At 58.3% G+C, this 19,726-nt stretch carries 16 protein-coding genes; 3 read left to right on the forward strand and 13 right to left on the reverse strand.

Going from position 1 to position 19,726, the window contains the following annotated elements; translation table 11 throughout:
* Positions 1–13 precede the first annotated feature (13 nt).
* The 10 genes from BISU_RS08635 to BISU_RS08680 form a co-directional block, all read right to left on the reverse strand.
* Positions 14–1,210, reverse strand: a complete 1,197-nt coding sequence (locus BISU_RS08635; RefSeq protein WP_024464203.1) for an amidohydrolase family protein — start codon at positions 1,208–1,210, stop codon at positions 14–16.
* 17 nt (positions 1,211–1,227) lie between these two features.
* On the reverse strand, positions 1,228–1,953 hold the full coding sequence (locus BISU_RS08640) for an SDR family NAD(P)-dependent oxidoreductase (RefSeq protein WP_024464202.1): 726 nt from the start codon (positions 1,951–1,953) through the stop codon (positions 1,228–1,230).
* A gap of 27 nt (positions 1,954–1,980) precedes the next feature.
* Positions 1,981–3,162 (reverse strand): amidase family protein, encoded by a 1,182-nt coding sequence (locus BISU_RS08645; protein WP_161787755.1) that lies wholly within the window; start codon positions 3,160–3,162, stop codon positions 1,981–1,983.
* 46 nt (positions 3,163–3,208) lie between these two features.
* The gene (locus tag BISU_RS08650; protein ID WP_024464200.1) at positions 3,209–4,567 is read right to left on the reverse strand and encodes an amidohydrolase family protein; all 1,359 of its coding nucleotides are present in this window, start codon (positions 4,565–4,567) and stop codon (positions 3,209–3,211) included.
* A complete protein-coding gene (locus BISU_RS08655) occupies positions 4,560–5,285 on the reverse strand; it encodes a maleate cis-trans isomerase family protein (RefSeq protein ID WP_024464199.1) in 726 nt (241 codons plus the stop codon). The genes BISU_RS08650 and BISU_RS08655 overlap by 8 nt, the downstream gene beginning before the upstream one ends.
* 31 nt (positions 5,286–5,316) lie before the next feature.
* On the reverse strand, positions 5,317–6,066 hold the full coding sequence (locus BISU_RS08660; RefSeq protein WP_024464198.1) for an ABC transporter ATP-binding protein: 750 nt from the start codon (positions 6,064–6,066) through the stop codon (positions 5,317–5,319).
* A gap of 1 nt (position 6,067) precedes the next feature.
* Positions 6,068–6,889 carry an ABC transporter permease gene (locus tag BISU_RS08665; protein WP_033503211.1) on the reverse strand — a complete coding sequence of 274 codons (822 nt, stop codon included), beginning with the start codon at positions 6,887–6,889 and terminating at the stop codon, positions 6,068–6,070.
* Positions 6,890–6,897: 8 nt separating this feature from the next.
* Positions 6,898–7,785 carry an ABC transporter substrate-binding protein gene (locus BISU_RS08670; protein WP_051246250.1) on the reverse strand — a complete coding sequence of 296 codons (888 nt, stop codon included), beginning with the start codon at positions 7,783–7,785 and terminating at the stop codon, positions 6,898–6,900.
* A 694-nt stretch (positions 7,786–8,479) separates the two neighbouring features.
* Positions 8,480–9,475, reverse strand: a complete 996-nt coding sequence (locus tag BISU_RS08675; protein ID WP_024464195.1) for an NAD(P)H-dependent glycerol-3-phosphate dehydrogenase — start codon at positions 9,473–9,475, stop codon at positions 8,480–8,482.
* A 346-nt stretch (positions 9,476–9,821) separates the two neighbouring features.
* Complete coding sequence (locus BISU_RS08680) at positions 9,822–10,706, reverse strand: lysophospholipid acyltransferase family protein (protein ID WP_024464194.1); 885 nt, start codon at positions 10,704–10,706, stop codon at positions 9,822–9,824.
* Positions 10,707–10,921: 215 nt separating this feature from the next.
* Between BISU_RS08680 and BISU_RS08685 the strand changes: the two genes are divergently transcribed.
* The 3 genes from BISU_RS08685 (at position 10,922) to BISU_RS08700 (ending at position 14,604) form a co-directional block, all read left to right on the forward strand.
* Positions 10,922–11,614 (forward strand): TetR/AcrR family transcriptional regulator, encoded by a 693-nt coding sequence (locus tag BISU_RS08685; RefSeq protein ID WP_024464193.1) that lies wholly within the window; start codon positions 10,922–10,924, stop codon positions 11,612–11,614.
* Between the two features lie 607 nt (positions 11,615–12,221).
* Positions 12,222–13,556, forward strand: coding sequence for an MFS transporter (locus BISU_RS08695; RefSeq protein WP_024464191.1), 1,335 nt, complete (start codon positions 12,222–12,224; stop codon positions 13,554–13,556).
* A gap of 190 nt (positions 13,557–13,746) precedes the next feature.
* Positions 13,747–14,604 carry an endonuclease domain-containing protein gene (locus BISU_RS08700; protein ID WP_024464190.1) on the forward strand — a complete coding sequence of 286 codons (858 nt, stop codon included), beginning with the start codon at positions 13,747–13,749 and terminating at the stop codon, positions 14,602–14,604.
* A 581-nt stretch (positions 14,605–15,185) separates the two neighbouring features.
* Here BISU_RS08700 and murA read toward each other — a convergent pair.
* The 3 genes from murA to leuD form a co-directional block, all read right to left on the reverse strand.
* Positions 15,186–16,511, reverse strand: a complete 1,326-nt coding sequence (gene murA, locus BISU_RS08705) for a UDP-N-acetylglucosamine 1-carboxyvinyltransferase (RefSeq protein WP_024464189.1) — start codon at positions 16,509–16,511, stop codon at positions 15,186–15,188.
* A gap of 504 nt (positions 16,512–17,015) precedes the next feature.
* Positions 17,016–18,161, reverse strand: coding sequence for a beta/alpha barrel domain-containing protein (locus tag BISU_RS08710; RefSeq protein ID WP_024464188.1), 1,146 nt, complete (start codon positions 18,159–18,161; stop codon positions 17,016–17,018).
* A gap of 738 nt (positions 18,162–18,899) precedes the next feature.
* Positions 18,900–19,631 (reverse strand): 3-isopropylmalate dehydratase small subunit, encoded by a 732-nt coding sequence (leuD, locus tag BISU_RS08715; protein WP_024464187.1) that lies wholly within the window; start codon positions 19,629–19,631, stop codon positions 18,900–18,902.
* Between the last annotated feature and the right edge of the window lie 95 nt (positions 19,632–19,726).

Genomic DNA, 19,726 nt, shown 5'->3' on the forward strand with positions numbered 1-19,726 from the left:
GCCCCACCAGCGTTCAGTTCACCCGCTTCCCCTCATAGAACGACATCCATACCGGCGCATGCTCCAACAGCACGTCGCGCTCATTGCGGGTGTCGAACACCACGATGTTCGCGCTCTGACCTTTTTCTATTGCACCGCTTCCCATGTGGTTCGCCTTGGCGGCGTTGACTGTGAGCATGTCCATCACGTCATGCTGCTGCTCCGCCGATCCGAAGTGCGCCATTTCGGCAAGCATGTTCGCCGCGTTGAGCGGATCGCCATTGCCGAAAGGAGTGAACGCGTTCTGTATGTTGTTCGTGGCGACGACGACGTTCACGCCATGCTGCTGCAAAAGCCTGACGGGCGTGATGCCACGCCGGGGAGCTTGAAGGTCATCGCGTCCGTTGAGATACACGTCGGTCATCGGCAAACAGACGACGGAGATGCCCGCTTCGGCGATGCGGTCTGCGATACGCGCCGCCTTGTCCAAAGGCACGGAACCAAGCGAAGTCATGTGCCCGGCGCTGACGCTCCCCTGCATGCCGTGTGCAATCGCGTGATCGGCCAGCGAAAGAATATCGAGCTGCTCCGGATTGTCGGACAAATCAATGTGAACATCCACTGGCTTGTGAAATTCCTCGGCGAGCGCGAATACGAAATCGAGGTGCTCGGCGGGATCGGGATCGTTGTACGGGATGCCTCCTACGACGTCTGCTCCCATTTCCAGCGACGCGTGCATGAACTGCTTGACATTGCTCTGTCTGAAGATGCCTTCTTGCGGGAAAACAGCGACTTGGAACCGCAGCCGGTCACGATATTCCTCGCGCAGCCGCAGCACGGTTTGCATGGCTTTGAGCTGCAGCGTGTCATCGACCTCGACGTGCGCTCGCACAGCCGTGGTTCCGAATGCGATCTCACGGTCAAGCACTTTGCAAGCGCGTTTGGCCATGTCTTCGCAGGTGAAGCCGCGTTTCATCTCGCCGGTGATGTCAATCGCGTCTGCCAATGTATGCGCATCGCGGGGCATGCTGTCCAAGAGGAAGGCTTTCTCCAAATGCAGGTGGCTTTCCATGAAGCCGCCGTTTGCGAAGCGCCCTCCCTCATCAACGCTGACAGCCCCTTGCAAGCCTGTTTCCACAGCGGCGATCCGGCCGTCTTTGATTCCGATATCCGTCGTCGGACCATCCTTTACAGGCGTGAGACGAACATTGTTCAGCACTACATCAAACATGATTGCCTGCCCCTCGATCAGATAGCCGTATAGCCGCCGTCGACAACGTAATTGGCCCCGGTCACGAACGACGATGCCGGAGATGCCAGAAACGCTATGACCTGCGCGATCTCGTCCGGTTTGCCCAGACGGCCGATCGGATGCTGGGCGATAAGATCGTCGATCGTTCCCTGCGGTCCGCGCTTACCTCCTTCGAATTGCCGCGCCAGCAGCGGCGTCTCCACCGCGCCGGGAGAGACCGCGTTGACGCGGATGCCGTCTTTGGCGAGCTCAATAGCTAGAGACCGCGTAAGCCCAAGTATGCCGGCTTTGGATGCGGTATACGCGCTGAAACGATCCGCGCCGACCGAGGCGAGCTGTGAAGACACGTTCACGATGGATGCCGAATCCCCCGCTTTCAGAGCCTCGACGCCTGCCTTGATCGTCAGGAACTGAGCGCGAAGATTGGTGTTGATCACGCGATCCCATTCTTCCACATCGAGCTCAGCCACACTGTGAACGGATTCCACGCCAGCTGCATTGATCAGGCAATCAAGTCCGCCCATTGTCTCGGTGGCCTCATGCACTGCATGCTCCACCTGCGCGGGATCGCGCAAATCGCAGATAAACGACAAGGCACTGTTGTCGGCATGCTGTATGTCCAGCACGGCCACCTGCCAGCCTTGCGAACGCAGCAGACCTACCGTTGCAGCGCCGATGCCGGAGGCGCCTCCTGTTATCAGCACTCTTCGAGCGGTATTCATGGTGATTTCCTTTCTATTATGCATCTGTCATGCAGCCGAAACCGCATCGCGTATCATGCGAGCGGTTTCAAAGAGCTGACGGTGCGTGATTGTTGAGGTAAGCGACGTGAGCAGCAGCCCGAAATCATAGGGAAACGACGATCTGCTGCGGCGCGTCGGAATGCAAATGCTAGCCGTGCCCAGCACATTGGCCAGCGATGTGTATCTCGTAAGCCGGCGCAGCATATCCGATCGGTTGCTCCAGGGAAGGCTGGGCGGCCGCTGCGGCAGGGCGGGCGTGATCACGACAACGTCAGGGAAGCGCTGCCCCATGTGCTGTACGTAGTTCCGTTTCTTCTGCAGAGCCTGCCGATAGTCGCTGCCGAGCACTGTCGGATTGCTCACGTACCGGCTGACGTAGCCGTTGATTTCGCGGCGCAGCCATGGTCCCGAGGTTTCGTCCTGCCGGACTGCTCGCATCAGCTCATAATTGCCGACAGTGGCGGCGATATCAGCTGGGTAGGCTAGCTGCTCCCAATCAATAGCGGACGATTCGAGACGAATGTCGTTATCCTCGCTCAGCATCACGCGAGCACGCTGGTATTGCGCATTGACAGCAGGGTCCATCAGTGCATCGTCGATGGGCACAACATTGACGGGAGCAACATCGAATTCCGCCCCCCTCTCGGCAGAATCGTGGCCTGCACTGCTCAAGTTCAGTATGCGATCGAGTGCCTCCAGCCCCTCCAGATTGCGTGCAAGCGTTCCAACATCAGTAAAACCGGGCGACGTGTCGTAAATATGATCAGAGGGGTAACTGCCATGAACAGGCTTGAATCCCCAAATATCGTTGAGTGCAGCCGGTTTGCGCACCGATCCCATAGAGTCAGTTCCCAAGGCCACATCAGTGATGCCCGTGCTGACCGCGACCGCGCCGCCGGTGCTGGAACCTCCTGGATATGCACCTGGCATCGCAGGATACACCGTATCGACATCCGTCAATCCCAATCCCAACGGCGGGGTCTTCTGCGTGGCATACAGCCTGTAGCCGTGATTGCGTAGCAGCGAAACGCAGTTCGCAGACTCGGATGATTCAGATTGCTTTCGCCCATCACGGTGGTCGAAACCGAGATAGCGCGGCACTCCTTGCACCGCGATAAGATCCTTCACGCCGAAGACCGGGCCTTCGCCATCCCCTCGTCCGCCCAGCTCAGATCCCAGCACGGTCACGCTGGTGTGGAATCGCTCGTCAAGAAGCGCACGTTTCGCAGCCTGCTCAGTCATGATCATGCACCGCAAATATCCGAAGGGCCTCCTGCCGCAGCTGCATGAGGTCGGCATTGACCGGCGCGTGGTCCTTCACCACGAATTCGCCGTTCACGATAACATCGCGAATATCGTCACGCCGGTAGTTATAGACGATATGCTGCAGCTCTCCGCTGGCAGGGACCGACACCACAGGGTTGGGCTCGATGAGCACGATGTCGGCCTTGTATCCCTTTGCCAGACGCCCGAGATCATGCGAACGGCCGATGGCGAGCGCGGGATTGATCGTCGCGGATGCAAGCGCCCGAGACGCGTCATAGTTATCGGGATGCGGTGAGTCGAGACGGTTCACCAGCACATACAGCCGCAGGCAATCGAGCATGTCGGGCATCATGTTGTCCGTGGCGACGCACACATTAGCACCGGCTTGGGCGAATTCGTCGCTCTGCAGACGGCAGCCGGATTTGAGATTTGCGCCCACCATCTGAATCACGTGTGTCTTCGCCTGCGCTAGCCGAGCGATGCGCGACCGCGGCAGCGATAGGCAGTGGCCAGCCAACAGCCATGGACCCAACAAACCGCAGGAATCCAGCAATTCCACCGAATCCATACCATCGCGGGACGAAACCTGATCGCGCTCATGCGCTCCCTGCGACAGGTGGATCGCCACCAGTTGCTGTCGAGCCTTGGCAAGCCGCGAACATTCCGCGAGCAATTCGCGCGAGCACGTATCCGGGCCATGCGGTCCGATCATCACGCGCATCAGATCGTCATCGCCGTTGGCTGCGTAGCGGTCTTCGAGATTGTGCTGTCTGGACAGCGTTTGTTCGCGAATAGCGTGCTGATATTCGTACCGGCCGCTGTATGCCAGCACGGCGAGATCGGCGTCATGCACGCGTTCGCTGACATAGCAACGAATACCAACATGCTCCAGGTAGCCGGCGGAGGCATCCTCATGCTCATAGTTGTCGACTATGGTGGTCGATCCCATCAGCGCAGCCTGCACCGCTCCGAAACCGGCGAGAACCGCAAGTTCGTCAGGAGAGAACATGATGCCTTGCGCTACGCGGTGCTGATAAATCGGCGCCCCCGCGTAGTCGTCTCCCCGGCCATGATTCGATAGCAGGGCGGAATGAACATGGGTGTTGATGAACCCGGGCAGCGCATAGGCATCATGCGCGTCGATGACACGCACCTTGGCATCCGACGTCAGCGAAGAGCGCTCGGAATCTCCTATCCAAGCGATGGCGTTTCCCACCACATGGATGCTGGTATGGTGGCGCACCTCGAATTTGCCGTCATGCTCGATGACGGCTGCGACGTTCACCAACCAGTATTCATTGCCCAAGGTTCGCGATGCATCATGCATTGAACATCGTTCCCCACTGCTGGGCAAGCCTGTCGGCATTCGGGTATTCAATGACGCGCAGCGCCTCCCAGACAGCCAGAGCCGTGGAATCGATGAACGGTATGCCGTAGCGGCCCTCCGCCCAAATGGCTAGATCCGCAGCCTTCATATTGGTGCAGAACGCGTAGATGCCATCGGCGTCCGGGTGCTGCTGCATCAGCTCCTGGACTTTTGCCTTGATCTGAGAGCGGGTGAACTGCGAAAAATTCCAGTTCACATGCTCATTGAACGACGACCATCCGGCAACAGTCGTGCCCATCGCTCCAAACGTGCGCTGGATCGCCACATTCACATCCTCGGTGTACGGGTCCACCAGATTGATGGCATGCACTCCGAGCCGACGGAACAACTCGCGCTGCCCCAGCACGACAGATGAGCATGGAATGCCTGTTTCTTGGCTGATGCTGGCACACAGCTGCGCGTCGCTGTCCTCTCCGAGCCATCCTGCCGAAGTACCATTCCATATAATGCAGTCGACTTTTGCTTCCGCCAGCAGCCTGGCCGCCGTCAGCATGGGTTCGATATCGAACTGCCCCACGCCTTTATCGGAAAGCGTGATCTCTGTAACCGAAAACCTGCCGAAATGGACGCTGACATCGGGCAGCGCCGACAGCATGGCGAAGGTTTCAGGCTCCAAAATGGTGTTTGATGACGGGGTCAGCATGCCAATGCGTTTCATAGGATGTCTCTTTCTGCGCGTTCTGCGCTCATCAGTTGACGAGAAGCTCTCGAATGTGCTTCTTCAATTCGTTGAACGGAACCGTGGTCGAGTCACGCGGGCGGTCCAAATCCACATGAATGTCATCCTTAACCCCGGTTCCTCGCGATCCCATGACGATGACGCGATCGCCGAGCACGAGCGCCTCATCGATGCTATGCGTTATGAACACCACGGTTTTCTTGGATTTCGACCAGATGTCAACCAGACTTTCCTGCATGGATTCACGTGTCTGCGCATCCAATGCGCCGAAAGGCTCATCCATCAAAATAATCTGAGGATCCATGGCCAACGCTCGCGCGATACCCACTCGCTGCTGCATGCCCCCGGAAAGCTGCCAAGGGAAATGTCGCTCGAAGCCCTTTAAGCCCACTGTGTCGATAAGCGGTTCGACCTTCGCGGCACGCTCCTCTTTGGAAACATGCTTCACCTTGAGCGGCAATCCAATATTGGACTGTACATTCATCCAAGGCATCAGGCTCGCCTCTTGGAAGACGACCGCCCGATCGCTGCCTGGCCCTTCAATCGGCTCGTCCAGAAGCGTCAGCCGACCGGAAGTAGGTGATTCGAATCCCGCGATGAGATTGAGAATCGTGGTTTTCCCGCACCCGCTCGGGCCAACGATGCAGACGAATTCATGATTCTCAATGCGCAGATCAAGACTCTCAAGCACATCAAGCGCGCCGTTCGGCGTCTGATACCTCTTGCCCACATTTTCAATATTGAGATAGCGATAGGCCATGTCAGGGCTCCTTCCAGAACATGACGCGGCGGTAGATGAGCCGCAGAATAAAGTCGGACAGGTAGCCGATAACCCCGATGCTCAGCATGGCGGCAACGACCAGATCCAAGCGCATGAAATTGTACGAATCCCACAGGGAATAGCCCAAGCCGCTTTTCACCGCTATCATTTCGGACGTCACCACCGTCATCCAGGCGGCGCCAAGCCCTGTGCGCAAACCCGTGAAAATGGAGGGCACCGCATGGGGCAATGCCACGTATATCAGCTTTTGTAGCGAGCTTGCACTCATCATCTCCGTGGCACGAAGCAGATTCTCAGGCGTGCTGATAATGCCGTGCGTCGTATTGATGAAAATATGGAAGAACGATGCCAGGAACACGAGGAACACCGCAGGACCATCGCCTATGCCGAACCATATGATGCTTAATGGTATCCAGGAGACTGGCGGAATGAAACGCAGCATCTGCACCGTCGGTTCCAAAAGACGCTTGGTGACCTCCCACCACGAGCATACGATGCCTGCGATGACGCCCAGCACGATAGCAAGAACATAACCGGAAAGCACACGCGTCAAGCTGCTGGTCGCGGCCGTAAGCCACTGGCCGCTGACGCTCTGCGTACTGCCGTCGAACCCGAAGATCCAGTCTCCCAGCGCGTGGAGAATCTTGCTGGGGGTTGGAAAAACCGCACTATATCCTGAGCTGAATGAGGATGCTTCCCATATTCCAATGACCAGAATCGGGAAAACGAGCTTCTGAATCCCGTGGCCGAGCTTGGAAAGAACCATCCCACTCCACGTTGCAGGATTCTTGGAACCAGTCATGCTCATCACTACTTACCAAGCTGGGTTTCAGATTGCTTGGTCGCCTTGGCCAAGAAGCTGTAATCTACATGCGAGGAGACTTCTCCGGAGACGTCCTTCTGCACATATCCCAAATCCTTAAGCGTCTTGGCTACCTGCTCGGCGCTCTTCAACTTGATGGTGTAGTCAGGCGTCGCGTTCTTGACCGCACGCTGTGCGGTAGCTTTATCGAGACTCGTCTTGGCGACAATCGCATCCACCCATGGCTTCGTGTCATCTTTCAGACTCTTGACGACCTCGACATTCGCATCGACGAACTGCTGAAGCGCGTCGCTCTTTGATTTGATCACATCATCCCGGGTCAGGATGATATTGGTGAGATTGCTCATCGGCTGATCATACGGATAAGCGAAGTGATAGCCGGAATTCGACAGGATGATGCCGGAGGCAAATGGCTCGACGGCGGACACCAGGTCAATCTGCTTGTTCACGAGATTGTTCTTGAAATCGGCAGGATTCGAGATGTTCACGAAATCCAATTCCTTGTTGACGTCGATGCCTTCGGCGCTGAACTGCGCGCGCATCTGAAGATCCTGCGAACTCCCGCGATTGGCGCCGATCTTCAGTTTTGCGCCATCAGACGCTTTTTGTTTGATATAGGAGGAGAGCTCTTTCCAGTTGCCCGGGCTAACCTTATCCTTCATATCATTGGAAAGAATAATATCGCTGCCGCCATTGATCTGGCCAGAAATAGCAACTACCGGAGACCCTTGATTCAGCGCCGTGACAAGATGGCCGTAGGTGACCTGGGCGACATCCACCTTCTTGCTCATGAGCGCCATCAGAGAATCATTGCCGTTTTGGAATTGGTGCATATCCAGTTTGACGCCCTTTGCCTGGTCGGGAATCAGGCTCATAGGGATGCAATGTGCGCAGCTCGCATAGCCAACACTCAGTGCATTAGAGGTGCTCGCCGAAGAACTGGCTGATGATCCACAGCCCGAGGCAAGAAGAATGACACTTGTGACCAAAGCGAGAGATTGCGCGATGTATCTGTTTACATTTTTTACTCTCATGATTTTTCCTTTTGTATGTGCTGCAATCACCAATTCAAATTGGTAGGACCAATCATAAAGAGACTGTGAAACTCAAGAGTAAAGCTCGTATTTCGATGCTGTTACGGATTTACGAATGTTGCCCGTTGATTTCATTGCCGCTATTGGAGGATGCGCGGATGAAAATGCGCTACTGAAAATGGGGAAAGACATCGCCCTGCATCTGCGTAAAACTTTGAGAATACGTATGACACAGCCAATCCGCCTAGCGATTTGAACATGCCATCCGTGCAGACAGCGTCGTCTGCACAGAAAAACCAACTAGCGGATACCGACCGGTACTTACGGCAACAGTAACAGCAACAGCAACAGCAAATACAGCGACCAAAGTTGACGGCAATGGCTAAAGCCGACATCTGCAGCTACGCCATTCAGATAAAGAGAACAGGAATCCCGCTGCGCGGGCGGCGAAGGCTCGAAGTCGGCCGCGCCCGCATACAGTCTGCCCGGCCCCACGAATATATATCGGAGAGCCTCCCGTCTCGTGAGACAGCGCCTACTCCTCGCCGATATCTGCGCTGAACAGCTCGCCAAGCATCTGAGAGCATGGGATGCCCTCGTCCAGCACCCTGCTCATCGCGTACGCCAAGGGAGTGGGCACGCCGAGCTTGCGACCAAGCGCCACGACGGCATCGGTCGTGGGCACACCTTCGGCCACGCCGCTGCTGGCGGCGGTCGCCTCCGCGACGCTCATGCCTTTGCCCAGATTGGAGCCGAAAGTGTAATTGCGGCTCAGCGGCGAACCGCAGGTGGCGATCAGATCGCCGACGCCGGCCAGACCTGCGAAGGTTCGCGGGCTTGCCCCGGCGGCCTCGCCAAGCGCCGTCAATTCGGCAAGTCCGCGCGTCTCGATCATGGCCGCGGTGTTCTCACCGTATCCGGCTCCTCGGGCCATGCCGACCGCGAGCGCCACGACGTTCTTGAGCGATCCGCACATTTCCAGCCCAATGACATCAGTAGTGACGAAAGTCTTGAAATATCCCGTAGTGCAGGATGTGGCGACTGTATGCGCCACGTCGATATCCTCGCAGGCCACGACGGTGGCCGAAGGCTGGCGGTCGGCGATTTCCTTGCTCAAGTTCGGACCGGATATGGCGGCGAAACGCTCGGCTGGCAACGCAAGCGCCTCACGCACCACCTCATCCATGCGCTTGCCGGTATTGCGTTCGATACCCTTCATCAGCGAGACGACGATGGCGTTCTCGGGAATCAGATCCTTGAACGATTCGAGCGCTATCCGGGCGAACTGGGCGGCGATCGCCACCACGACGATCTGTGCGCCGCGCACCGCCTCGGCCTGATCACCGGTCGCGGACATGTTCTCCGGGAGACGCTCGACGCTGGGCAGACGGACCGCATTATGACGATGATCGCGGATGCCCTGTACGATCTCGGGTTCGCGAGCCCACATCATCACGTCATTGCCAGCATCCGCGAGCAGCTGGCCGAAGGCCGTGCCCCAAGCTCCCGCGCCCAACACCGTGATCTTCATACTTCGCTCCTTCGCGCCCATGGACGTATCTATGCCTTGTTATGCTACCGCCCGCCTTGACTTTGCCGAGCCGTTAAGTGGATAACGCGGTGCGCCATCCGCAAACGAGGCGAGGACACGCTAAGAGGCCGAGGAACGACGGCACCGTCTTTAGGCTTCTGTCCGGTGCCTCATTTCGCTTACCGTCGACGATGTCAGCCGGACACCTCATCAGCATGCCCAGCGAAGTCTATGTTCTTCCTCTTGTAACTCGTTAACTTCGCGGCCTTGGCGGCCGCTCAGCTTCGCCTACAGACAGTCCACAGGACTGTCTATTCACGGCTCAGCAGCTCAGCCATTCAGCCATTCAGCGCGGCTTGCGGCTCATCGTGCGGAAGTCCCAGTACCCTTCGGCGGGCGGCTGCTCGCCGCGAATCTCAGTCATCACGGTTTCCATGCGCTCGCGCACCCGCCCGGCCAGCTCATCGGCCAGCGCTGCCGGCGGCTCCTCGCCCCATTGAGCCATGTCGCCAAGCAAATCGGAATAGTCGAGCTGTGCGTCGTAGCACATGACGACGTTCTTGCGCGGCCACGGCCACCAGTGATTGATGCTCGCCGCGCCCCAAGTGACCGCGCAGAACAGCGGCACCTGATGGCCCAATCGGCGCGAGGCCTCAAGCGCGATGATGCCGACGCCGTTCTTCATGCTCATCGGCCATTTGAGCGGGTCGCGGGTCAGCGTGCCCTCCGGCCAGATCGTCAGCGGGCGCCCGGACGTGAGAATCCTGACGGACTCCTCTTCGATGACGCGCGCCTTGCCGCTGCGCCGCGGCACCGGCTGCATGCCAACCAGCTGGAACCATTTGCCGATCACCGGCCAGCCGCCCAGCTCCGCTTTCGCCATGAACCGCGGCCGTCTGCCCATATGAAACAGCGTCATCATCGGCACGAACACGTCGTACATCGTCACATGCGACGCCGCTGTGATGAACACGCCGGTTTCGGGGATGTTCTCCAAGCCCCAGGCCCGCACCTTGCTATGCATCTGCATCACGACCGACACTCCGGCGAGCAGGCGCCGCGTACCTTTCGGGTGCTGCGCCTCGATTTCGGCGGTGTTGGGCGCATGCCCCGGGATGGGCGGCTCATGCGTCGGATCGACCAGATGATGTCGTTCATCGAGTTTGCGCACCTGCTCGTTGCTCAGTGGTCTCACGGCCGAGCGTGGCGACGGTTTTCCTTTGGAACTCATGCCCCCCATTGTGCCGCAAGCGCCGAACGAACCGCAGGAATGGCCACGCAGCAGCCACGAAGGCGGCAGCAACACGCGTAACTATACATACCGACCGACGGTATGTATAGTTGCAACTAGCAGCACACGACGGCTGACGTTTTATACGCAGGACCATCTCCGCCCGACAAACAGCCGCGCACCACGCAACCTCGTTCCAGAAAGGAAGCAGCCTTATGGCACGCAATGCCCACCCGGAAGTTACCCGGCAGCGCATCCTCGATGCGGCACGAGCCCAGTTCGCCGCCAAGGGATTTGAGAAAACCTCCATCCAGGACATCCTGAATGCGCTGGGCGACCTCTCAAAAGGCGCAATCTACCACCATTTCGCCTCAAAAGAGGCCATTCTCGACGCGCTGAGCAATCAGGATATGGAATTCACCGAGAATATCTTCGCTCGGCTCGACAGCGACAAGACGATGTCCGGACTGCAGAAACTGCAGGAGACCATGCGCTCCACCATGCGCGACAAGCAGCATCTCACCGCCATCCGCGCCCTGCTCCCCCAGCTCGACGACCCCACGACGCCGGCCGCGAACCTGCGGCATTGGGGCAACGAGCTCTCGCAGCAACTGCTCGTCTATATCGAGGAGGGCGTCGCCGACGGCTCCACACCGACGCAATACCCGCGCGAAGCGGCCCAGATGCTGGCCCTGCTGCCAAACTACTGGCTGATTCCGCACTTCTTCCCCGGCACGCCGAGCGAGCTACGGCACCGAATCGAATGCCTGGAAGCCATGCTTGAAGCCATCAACGTGCCGGTTTTCGACGATGCGCTCATCGATGACTTCATGAGCGGCATCGCCGTGCTCGCCGCGCCGGGCAACGAATCTCCAGCAGAAACGCCGCAGATCGCAATAGAACAGTAGGAGATTTCGGCGGTCGACCGGATTGCCGATCACCCTTTTCCCGCTCATCAGTCAGTCTTTCGCCGGTCGGCCTTCTCTGCGGACGGCCCGCTCGCCAGTCGATCCGCCTTCCCGCCACTTCAGCCATCGTGCCAATGCCCCGTCGCCCGCACCATCTCCATCATCCCTCATGCATTCCGCTATTCTTTCTTCCGCTATTTCCTCTACACCGTCCCTCTTCTCCGTCGCCAGCCAGCACTTCAAAAGACCTCATCGCCGGCCGCTCGCCCCCATCCCCTAGCTATCCCCGAGCATGATGAACCGCTTGTTCACGCCGGCGCACTCGCTCCACGTCCCCTATATATCTCCCCTTCCACATCGTTGCCTTGTGCCGCCCCTTCTTCCCTTATCCCCCAATTTCATGTTCCCCATTCCACACTCGTTCCCGATATGCCGCCTCCCCCATTCCATTGCCCCAGCCTCCGCCTTCCTGCTCCGCATCATTCCAACCGCTCTCATTGCTCTTTCCCGCCCTCCGCCTCTTCAATCCCCAACATTCCAATCCAGTTCCAATCTCGATTGTTTCATCACTTCTATACATACCGTCGGTCGGTATGAAAGAATTATCGTGACCTCTCCGCATCCGCATCTCAACTCCAGCCCCGCACCTCACTCCCTGCTCACCAGTCGCAATTTCATCCTCTTGGTTGCCGGCCAAGGGCTCTCCCTTTTCGCCAACACGATGCTGCGCTTTGCGATGTCGATGTGGGTGCTCGACAAAACCGGCTCAGTCTCGACCTTTGCCTCCATGCTCGCCACAGCCGTCGTGCCGACGATTCTGCTGTCCCCATTCGGCGGCGTGCTGGCCGACCGCATCAGCCGGCGCACCATCATGGTTGCGCTGGATGCACTTTCCGGCACTTTCATCGTGCTGGCAGCCGTCTGGTTTGCAGCAGGCAATGGGTTCAGCATGGTCGCGGTCAGCGCGCTCATGGTGTCGCTCTCCGTGCTCAGCGCCTTCGAAACGCCGACCGTTCAGGCCGCGCTGCCCCAGTTGCTGCGCGATTCCGGGAAAACGACCATGCGCCGCGGCATGGCCATCGTCAATCAGGTTCAGCAGCTCACCTCGCTGCTGCCCTCCTTCGCCGGCGGAGTACTGTACGCCGCATTCGGCATCCGAATGATGCTCATCATCAGCATCACGGGCTTCTACGCCACGGCAATCCTCGAATGCTTCCTGCGCCTCGCGCCCCCACGGCGTGCGGCCCATGACGGCGCTGCAACCACAAACGCAAGCACAATCACAACCGATGAAGATGCGCCCACAGCCATGCCCACGCCTATCGAAGACATCAAGGAAGCCTTGCATTTCCTAGCTCGCAAGCAACCCAATATCCTTAAGCTCATGCTGTTCGCCACCGCCGTCAACTTCTTCGTCAACGGCAACAGCTCCGTGGGGTTCACCTATATGGTGCGCGCTACGCTGGGCTTCAACGCCAACGTCTACGGCATTAGCGAGGGAATCGTCGGCATCGCAGGAGTCGCAGGCGCCTTCATCACCGGTGCACTGGCCTCGAAACTCATCATCGAGCGATTCCCAGTTGCCTGCTACGCCATTGCCGTATGCGTGCTGCCCTGCGCAGTGGCGTTCGCAGCGCCGTTCAACGATTGGACCAGACTGGCGCTGATTGTCGCCTCGTTCTGCGGCATGATCATCGCCGCCAGCTTCACCACCATCATCGCGATTCCCGCCATTCAAATGCGCACCCCAGAAGCGCTCACGGGCAAGGTCATGGCGATGGTTTCAAGCCTGTCAATCTGCGCCATGCCGCTGGGCCAGATGGCATACGGCTGGGCCTACGACCACGTGTCCCCGCTATGGATCGCGCTTGCCACCGCAGCCGCCATAGCCGCGCTGACCTTCCGCGCCCGTTCGCTGTTCGCGCATTTTGACGCATTGTGACGCAGAAACCGAGTCGCACCATACCGCGCGCGGCAATTCCCACCATCAGCCTCCTGATGCTCCATGCCACTGAAATGGCCTATGCGACCATCTCACCAGGCAAGCCCTCGGCGTGTCGAAACTTCAAGCCTTCGACCACATAACCGTGATACGCATGACACGACCGGGCAACCTCCCGTACGATGCCAACATGCAAACTACTTCCCGAAGCACATTCTTCACCCTCGATGAGGCACAACGGCTCGCCAACGAGCAGCATCTGGCCTGCGCCGAAGCAGCCAGACGAACCAAGCGCACGCTCATTTTCAGCCACATCACTCTTCTGAGGCTATGTGGCATGAGCGTCAACGTGCCCAGCAGTTTGAACAACAAGCTGCTACACGTCACCACTAACTCGACAGCGCAGCTCCTACACATGCGTGGCATTCAGAGTCATTTATGGACGAAAACTATGACCCACACACAGTTTGGCGACAACATCGCCGGAGTTTCGATAGAGCAGGCGGTATGTCAGATGGCCACTTATTGCGACCGCGATTCACTGGTTATGATCATGGACTGGCTGACCTGCGGCAACCCCAACCTAAAACAAACCAATCATGGTGCCCTCGAGGAATTCATCTATGGGATTGGCCGATTCCCCGGAGTTCGCGTCTGCAAAGAAGCCTTATCGCTGAGCGTCGAAGGAACCGACTCACCACAGGAGACCGAGCTCCGGCTTGGATTTCCTGTTGCCGGACTTCCTTCTCCGGAAGTAAACCCACTTATCATCGACACCATCGAAAGCAATCAATTCCAAGTAGATATGGCGTATCTCGAGCAGCAGGTGATTATCGAGTACGACGGCGCATATCACTACACCAGAGACCGCTGGACCTACGACGTCTACAAGCGCAATAGGCTGCAAAGCCTTGGGTGGAAGGTCTTCACTGCAACCAAAGAAGTGTTCGCAACCGAAACAACGCTGCATCACTTTGTGATGATGGTCGCCGATGCCTTTGTTCAAGCTGACAAAGCCATTCACCAGTTCGGGCATCCAAACTGGTGATGATGCAATGCTCGGGCGAACATACAATTCCCTAACCAAGGGAAATATTGAGACGACAGGCATGGTCGTGAATGAAAAAAGCCATCGAGTCACCGTACACCACAATCTGCCCTGCACGCTCGTTCATTAGGTCTTTTTTCCGCTCATTAGGCCCTTGCCAAAGTAGACAAGTGAATGATCCATTCTATAAATGGCTTGAATTCAACGTTTTATAGCAGTGAGTTCATTGTGGGATTCCCCTTTCGAGACTTGCATTGGGTCGAATCGGCCTAATGAATTCAAGGGACTTCGGAGAAAGGGCTTAGCGTGCATGTGAGTATCCCGTCATTCAATCGCTACTTCTCTCCGTCAGGATCCTGCTCGCAAATTTTGATGTCCTGCAGCCACGTAGCTGCTACGCGGCTGCATTCATTAGGCCCTTTTTGGGTCTGAACGAAATTGTTTATGCGTATATCCCATCAAGCATCGACCAGAAACAGGAAGATTCCAACGATCTTGTATCCACACAATGACGAGGCTACTTAGCCAAAGGTCTAATGAACGAAAAAACCACCTAATGAACGGCAGACACGCAAACACCACTAGTCGATGGCGGCGTCGAGGGCGGTGAGCTTGCCGCGGAAGTCGGCGTAGCCACGGTCGATCAGGCTGATGCCGCGCACGTCGGAGGGGCCTTTGGCCGTCAGCGCCGCGATGAGATGGCTGAATCCGCCACGCAGATCGGGCACGTCGATGTCGCGGCCTTCGAGCGGAGTCGGCCCGAAAATCACAGCGGAATGCTTGTAGTTGCGCTGCTGGAAGCGGCAGGGCAATGACCCCAGGCACTCGCGGTAAAGCTGGATGGTCGCGCCCATCTGGACCAGCGGCTTGGTGAAGCCGAAGCGGTTCTCGTACACGGTTTCGTGCACGATCGACAGGCCGTTGGCCTGGGTCAGCGCCACGACGAGCGGCTGCTGCCAGTCGGTCATGAACCCGGGATGCACGTCGGTTTCGAGGGCAACCGACTTCAGGTCGCCGCCCGGATGCCAGAAGCGGATGCCCTTGTCGGTGATGTCGAATTCGCCGCCGATTTTGCGGAACACGTTGAGGAAGGTCATCATCTCGGGCTGCGTAGCGCCTTTGACGAAGATATCGCCGTGCGTCGCCAGCGCCGCCGAAGCCCAGGATGCCGCCTCGATGCGGTCGGTCAGCGAGGTATGCGTGTAGCCCTTAAGCTCCTTGACGCCTTCGACGCGGAAGGTGCGGTCCACATCCACCGAGATGATGGCGCCCATCTTTTGGAGCACCGCCACCAGATCCATGATCTCCGGTTCGATCGCCGCGCCGGACAGCTCGGTCCTGCCTTCGGCCAGCACGGCGGCGAGCAGCGTCTGCTCGGTCGCGCCCACGGACGGGTAGGGCAGGTGGATCTTCGCACCATGCAAGCCATTCGGCGCGGTGATATGGATGCCGTCCTGATGCTCCTTGTCGACGTTTGCGCCCAGCTTGCGCAGCGTCTCCAGATGGAAGTCGATCGGCCGGCCGCCGATATTGCAGCCGCCCAGCTGCGGGATGAAGGCCTCACCCAACCGGTGCAGCAGCGGACCGGAGAACAGGATTGGGATGCGCGAGGAACCGGACAGCGTGTCGACGTCGGCGACATCGGCCAGCTGCACATTCGTGGCATCGATGGTAACGATGCCCTTGTCGCCATTGACATCCACATTCACGCCATGCAGGCGCAGCAGATCGGAGACCACATGCACATCCCGGATTTCGGGCACATTCTTGAGCACGGACACGCCCGGCGCGAGCAACGCGGCCACCATGGCCTTGCTGACGAAATTCTTCGCGCCGCGCACCTTGATGGTGCCGTTCAGCGGCTTTCCGCCGACCACATGCAGCACATCTTCGCTATCTTCAGCCACTCTTCAGTCCTCTTTCATTCCCCACGCTGGTTTGCAGGCGGATATAACGCTAGCATTTAGTTTGCCACAAGGCTTGTGGGGGCTTGGTGAAATGCGCTAAATGCGCCCGCAGCCTAAACGACACGCGCTGAAAAGCTGCCCCGCTGCCGCCTTCGCTGCACTGCCGCAGTGCTGAGATGACTCAGCGGTGCGCTGCCGCCGTGTTTCACTGCCGCATCACCGCTTGCTTTGGCCGTATTCCGCAAGATGCCCCATTGACACGTTGCTCTCGGTCATCACGCCTTGCCTTCAACGTTTCGACTGTTGCGCTTCATATCAACGCATATGCCCGCTGGCAGCCGGCGGGCGTTGGAAAGCGGCGGCAAGTATTAGCGGATTAGCAGACGGCGAACGAGCAGTGAAAGACAGCAGATCTCAGGACAACGTCTCTCTTGCATCTCGCGCATTTCCCGCAGTATGCAACCGTTGTTCAGCTATATCCCAATCAGCTTCATTCGCGACCAGCTACTGCCGCGGCAATTCGCCCTTGATCCGGTGCGCCAACTCGCAGTCCCACATAGCACCGGTCGCGCTCATCACCGCATCCGCTCCAGTCGTGCGATACGCCTGATAATCCGCCGGACTCATGACCCCGCCGATGCCGATGATTGCAAAATCAAGTCCCAGCCGCTCGCGCATACCGGCGAGTCGACGAACCATGTCCAGCCCGGCGCTGCGAATGGCCGAACCGCACACACCGCTGCGTTCACGGCCCTCACCCGGCAACGCCTGATTGCCCTTGCGGTCGACCAGCTTCGCGGAAACCGTGTTGATTGTCGCGAACGCCTGCACGCTGCCGTGCGCGGCGGTTTCACGCACCATGCGTTCCAGCGCCTCATCGCTGGGCAGATACGCCAGCTTGATGATCAGCGGCATGTCGCCGATCTCGTTCTTCACAGCCTGCGTGATCTCGCCGACCAAGCGCGGGTCGTCGCAGAGCAGCCGATTACGGCCTTCATTAGGGCAGCTCGTGTTCATCTCCATGAGCTGAGCCCCGGTCTCGCGCACCAGCCGAGCGGCCGTCACATGATCGGCGATATACTCGCTCGTCGTCATGCCCTCATGCCGCGAACCTTGGAAGCTGGGAATGAGCAGCTGCCCGAGTCCCGCTGCGGCAATCGCATCGCGCATGTCCGGCTGCCATTCGTCCGGGTCGCGCGAGGGCACGCCGAAGGAATTCGAAATAGATAGCGGGCGCTCGAAATGGCTGTCGGCCAGCACGCCTTCGTCCAGTTCGGCGTCACCCGGAGTCAGCGCGCCCGTGCGCGGATGCACCGAAAGCACATTGGGAAAAGGATTGCAGTCCCAAGCCCGGGTGCGCACGGTCTTATAGACGGCGAGATCGAAGCCCATGCGGAACGCCGCCGTAGTGAACCGCGAATTGAGCAGCGGGCCGGCAGGGATGCCGAAAGGCAGATTGACTGGGAGATCGAGGAAACTCGAGCTGGAGTCATATGCAGTTGCTGCCGCCGCGCTGCCGGATACCGACGTCTCGGTAGTCGAAGGCGTTGATTTGGCAAGCGCACCGGCGAATGCGCCGAACGGGCCACATTCGTAGTTCTCGGCATAGCTAAGGTTCACATCGTAGAACGGCTCGGCATACTCGGCCATGACACACTCCTATAGATTTTTGCACCAGTATAGGAGAACGGCGCTACGGATTGACGAGACAGTCCCACACTCTCTACAGTGAGACACGAATCGGCACAATTCAGGCACATCACCAATGGAAATGTCCGCCCATTCATAGTCGCCCATCAACAATCGAGCGTATCTGCGTTATGTGTAGCGTTATTTGGGGGCTGCGGAGGTCTATCTGCGTTGTGTGAGGCGTTATTTTGCGGAGCGTTGAGTATCGAGAGGCCCAGAACCGCCGTTTTCGGCCAGCGATACTCGGGGTGCCGGGGAATTAACGCCTCACACAACGCAGATAGACCTCCGCAAAGGTAAATTAACACTACACATAACGCCGATACACGCGCAAAACGGAAAACCGCACACATTCCCACACGAAGAAACTGAATCTGCGTGGGTTGTTTGGTGGAATAGGCGGCGAGACCGGCCCTGATTCCGAATCGTATGCGACGGATTCAGGACCTATATGCAAATCACCGGGCCGCCCATCTCAATGACGGGTCCGGTCCTGCAATTAAGGACCGCCTGCGGCGCAGGCAATGACTGACTATGCGCAGATTCACCGAGACCATCCATCCCAATGACGGCCTCAGTTCTGCAGTCATTAATCGCATGCGGCGCAATGCTGGGTATGCACGGATTACCGGGCCACACAATCCCAATGATGGTCCTGGTCCTGCAATTAGGGACCGCCTTCGGCGGGCTCAATATTGGCTACGCCGCTCGTAAGTCGCGGCGCAGCTCGGGGCCAGTGGACAGCGCACCGCGCTGTCCACTGATTGGTCCCGACCACTCACCCTCATCCTGCTCTCTGGCGGAGGCGATGCGGTGCTCGGGCATGTGCTTGGCGGGGAGGGTCTTGGGCTTGAAGGGGAAGCGCTCGGCGCGCAGCTTCTCGTAGGCGGTGATATCGTCCTCATGCTGCAAAGTCAGGTCGATGTCGTCAAAGCCGTTCATCAGACGCCAGCGAGTGTAGTCGTTCACTTCGAAGGGCAGCGTCACGTCGCCGCAGGTCACGGTGCGCTCAACGAGGTCCACTGTCATTGCGCGGCCCGGCTTTTCTTCAAGCAGCTTCCACAGCAGCTCGATGCTTTCCTGCGACATGATCGCGGCCAACACGCCATTCTTGGCGGTGTTGCCGTAGAAGATGTCGGCGAAGCGCGGCGAGATAATGACCTTGAATCCATAATCATGCAAGGCCCACACGGCATGCTCACGCGACGAGCCGGTGCCGAAGTCCGGCCCGGTGACCAGAATCTTGCCATTCGCATATTCCGAACGGTTGAGCACGAACTCGGGGTTGCGCCGCCACGCGTAGAACAGCGCGTCGTCGAAGCCCGTCTTGGTCACGCGCTTGAGGAACACGGCCGGAATGATCTGATCCGTGTCCACGTTCGAACGACGAAGCGGCACGCCGACGCCGCTCACCACAGTAAGTTTTTCCATAAATCTCCACGTCCTTTGACGTATCCGTTTCGCGGCTGCCCGATTTCGGCAATCCGACCGAATCAGTCGCGCATCGTTCACCGTCTGATTCAGTA

This window comes from Bifidobacterium subtile (assembly GCF_000741775.1).
GTDB lineage: Bacteria > Actinomycetota > Actinomycetes > Actinomycetales > Bifidobacteriaceae > Bifidobacterium > Bifidobacterium subtile.

Bases quoted from the DNA above. Each gene is read 5' to 3' on its own strand.
- BISU_RS08635 (WP_024464203.1), bottom strand. From the start codon at position 1,210: ATGTTTGATGTAGTGCTGAACAATGTTCGTCTCACGCCTGTAAAGGAT.
- BISU_RS08640 (WP_024464202.1), bottom strand. From the start codon at position 1,953: ATGAATACCGCTCGAAGAGTGCTGATAACAGGAGGCGCCTCCGGCATC.
- BISU_RS08650 (WP_024464200.1), bottom strand. From the start codon at position 4,567: ATGCATGATGCATCGCGAACCTTGGGCAATGAATACTGGTTGGTGAAC.
- BISU_RS08655 (WP_024464199.1), bottom strand. From the start codon at position 5,285: ATGAAACGCATTGGCATGCTGACCCCGTCATCAAACACCATTTTGGAG.
- BISU_RS08660 (WP_024464198.1), bottom strand. From the start codon at position 6,066: ATGGCCTATCGCTATCTCAATATTGAAAATGTGGGCAAGAGGTATCAG.
- BISU_RS08665 (WP_033503211.1), bottom strand. From the start codon at position 6,889: ATGACTGGTTCCAAGAATCCTGCAACGTGGAGTGGGATGGTTCTTTCC.
- BISU_RS08670 (WP_051246250.1), bottom strand. From the start codon at position 7,785: ATGAGCCTGATTCCCGACCAGGCAAAGGGCGTCAAACTGGATATGCAC.
- BISU_RS08675 (WP_024464195.1), bottom strand. From the start codon at position 9,475: ATGAAGATCACGGTGTTGGGCGCGGGAGCTTGGGGCACGGCCTTCGGC.
- BISU_RS08680 (WP_024464194.1), bottom strand. From the start codon at position 10,706: ATGAGTTCCAAAGGAAAACCGTCGCCACGCTCGGCCGTGAGACCACTG.
- BISU_RS08685 (WP_024464193.1), top strand. From the start codon at position 10,922: ATGGCACGCAATGCCCACCCGGAAGTTACCCGGCAGCGCATCCTCGAT.
- BISU_RS08700 (WP_024464190.1), top strand. From the start codon at position 13,747: ATGCAAACTACTTCCCGAAGCACATTCTTCACCCTCGATGAGGCACAA.
- BISU_RS08710 (WP_024464188.1), bottom strand. From the start codon at position 18,161: ATGGCCGAGTATGCCGAGCCGTTCTACGATGTGAACCTTAGCTATGCC.
- leuD (WP_024464187.1), bottom strand. From the start codon at position 19,631: ATGGAAAAACTTACTGTGGTGAGCGGCGTCGGCGTGCCGCTTCGTCGT.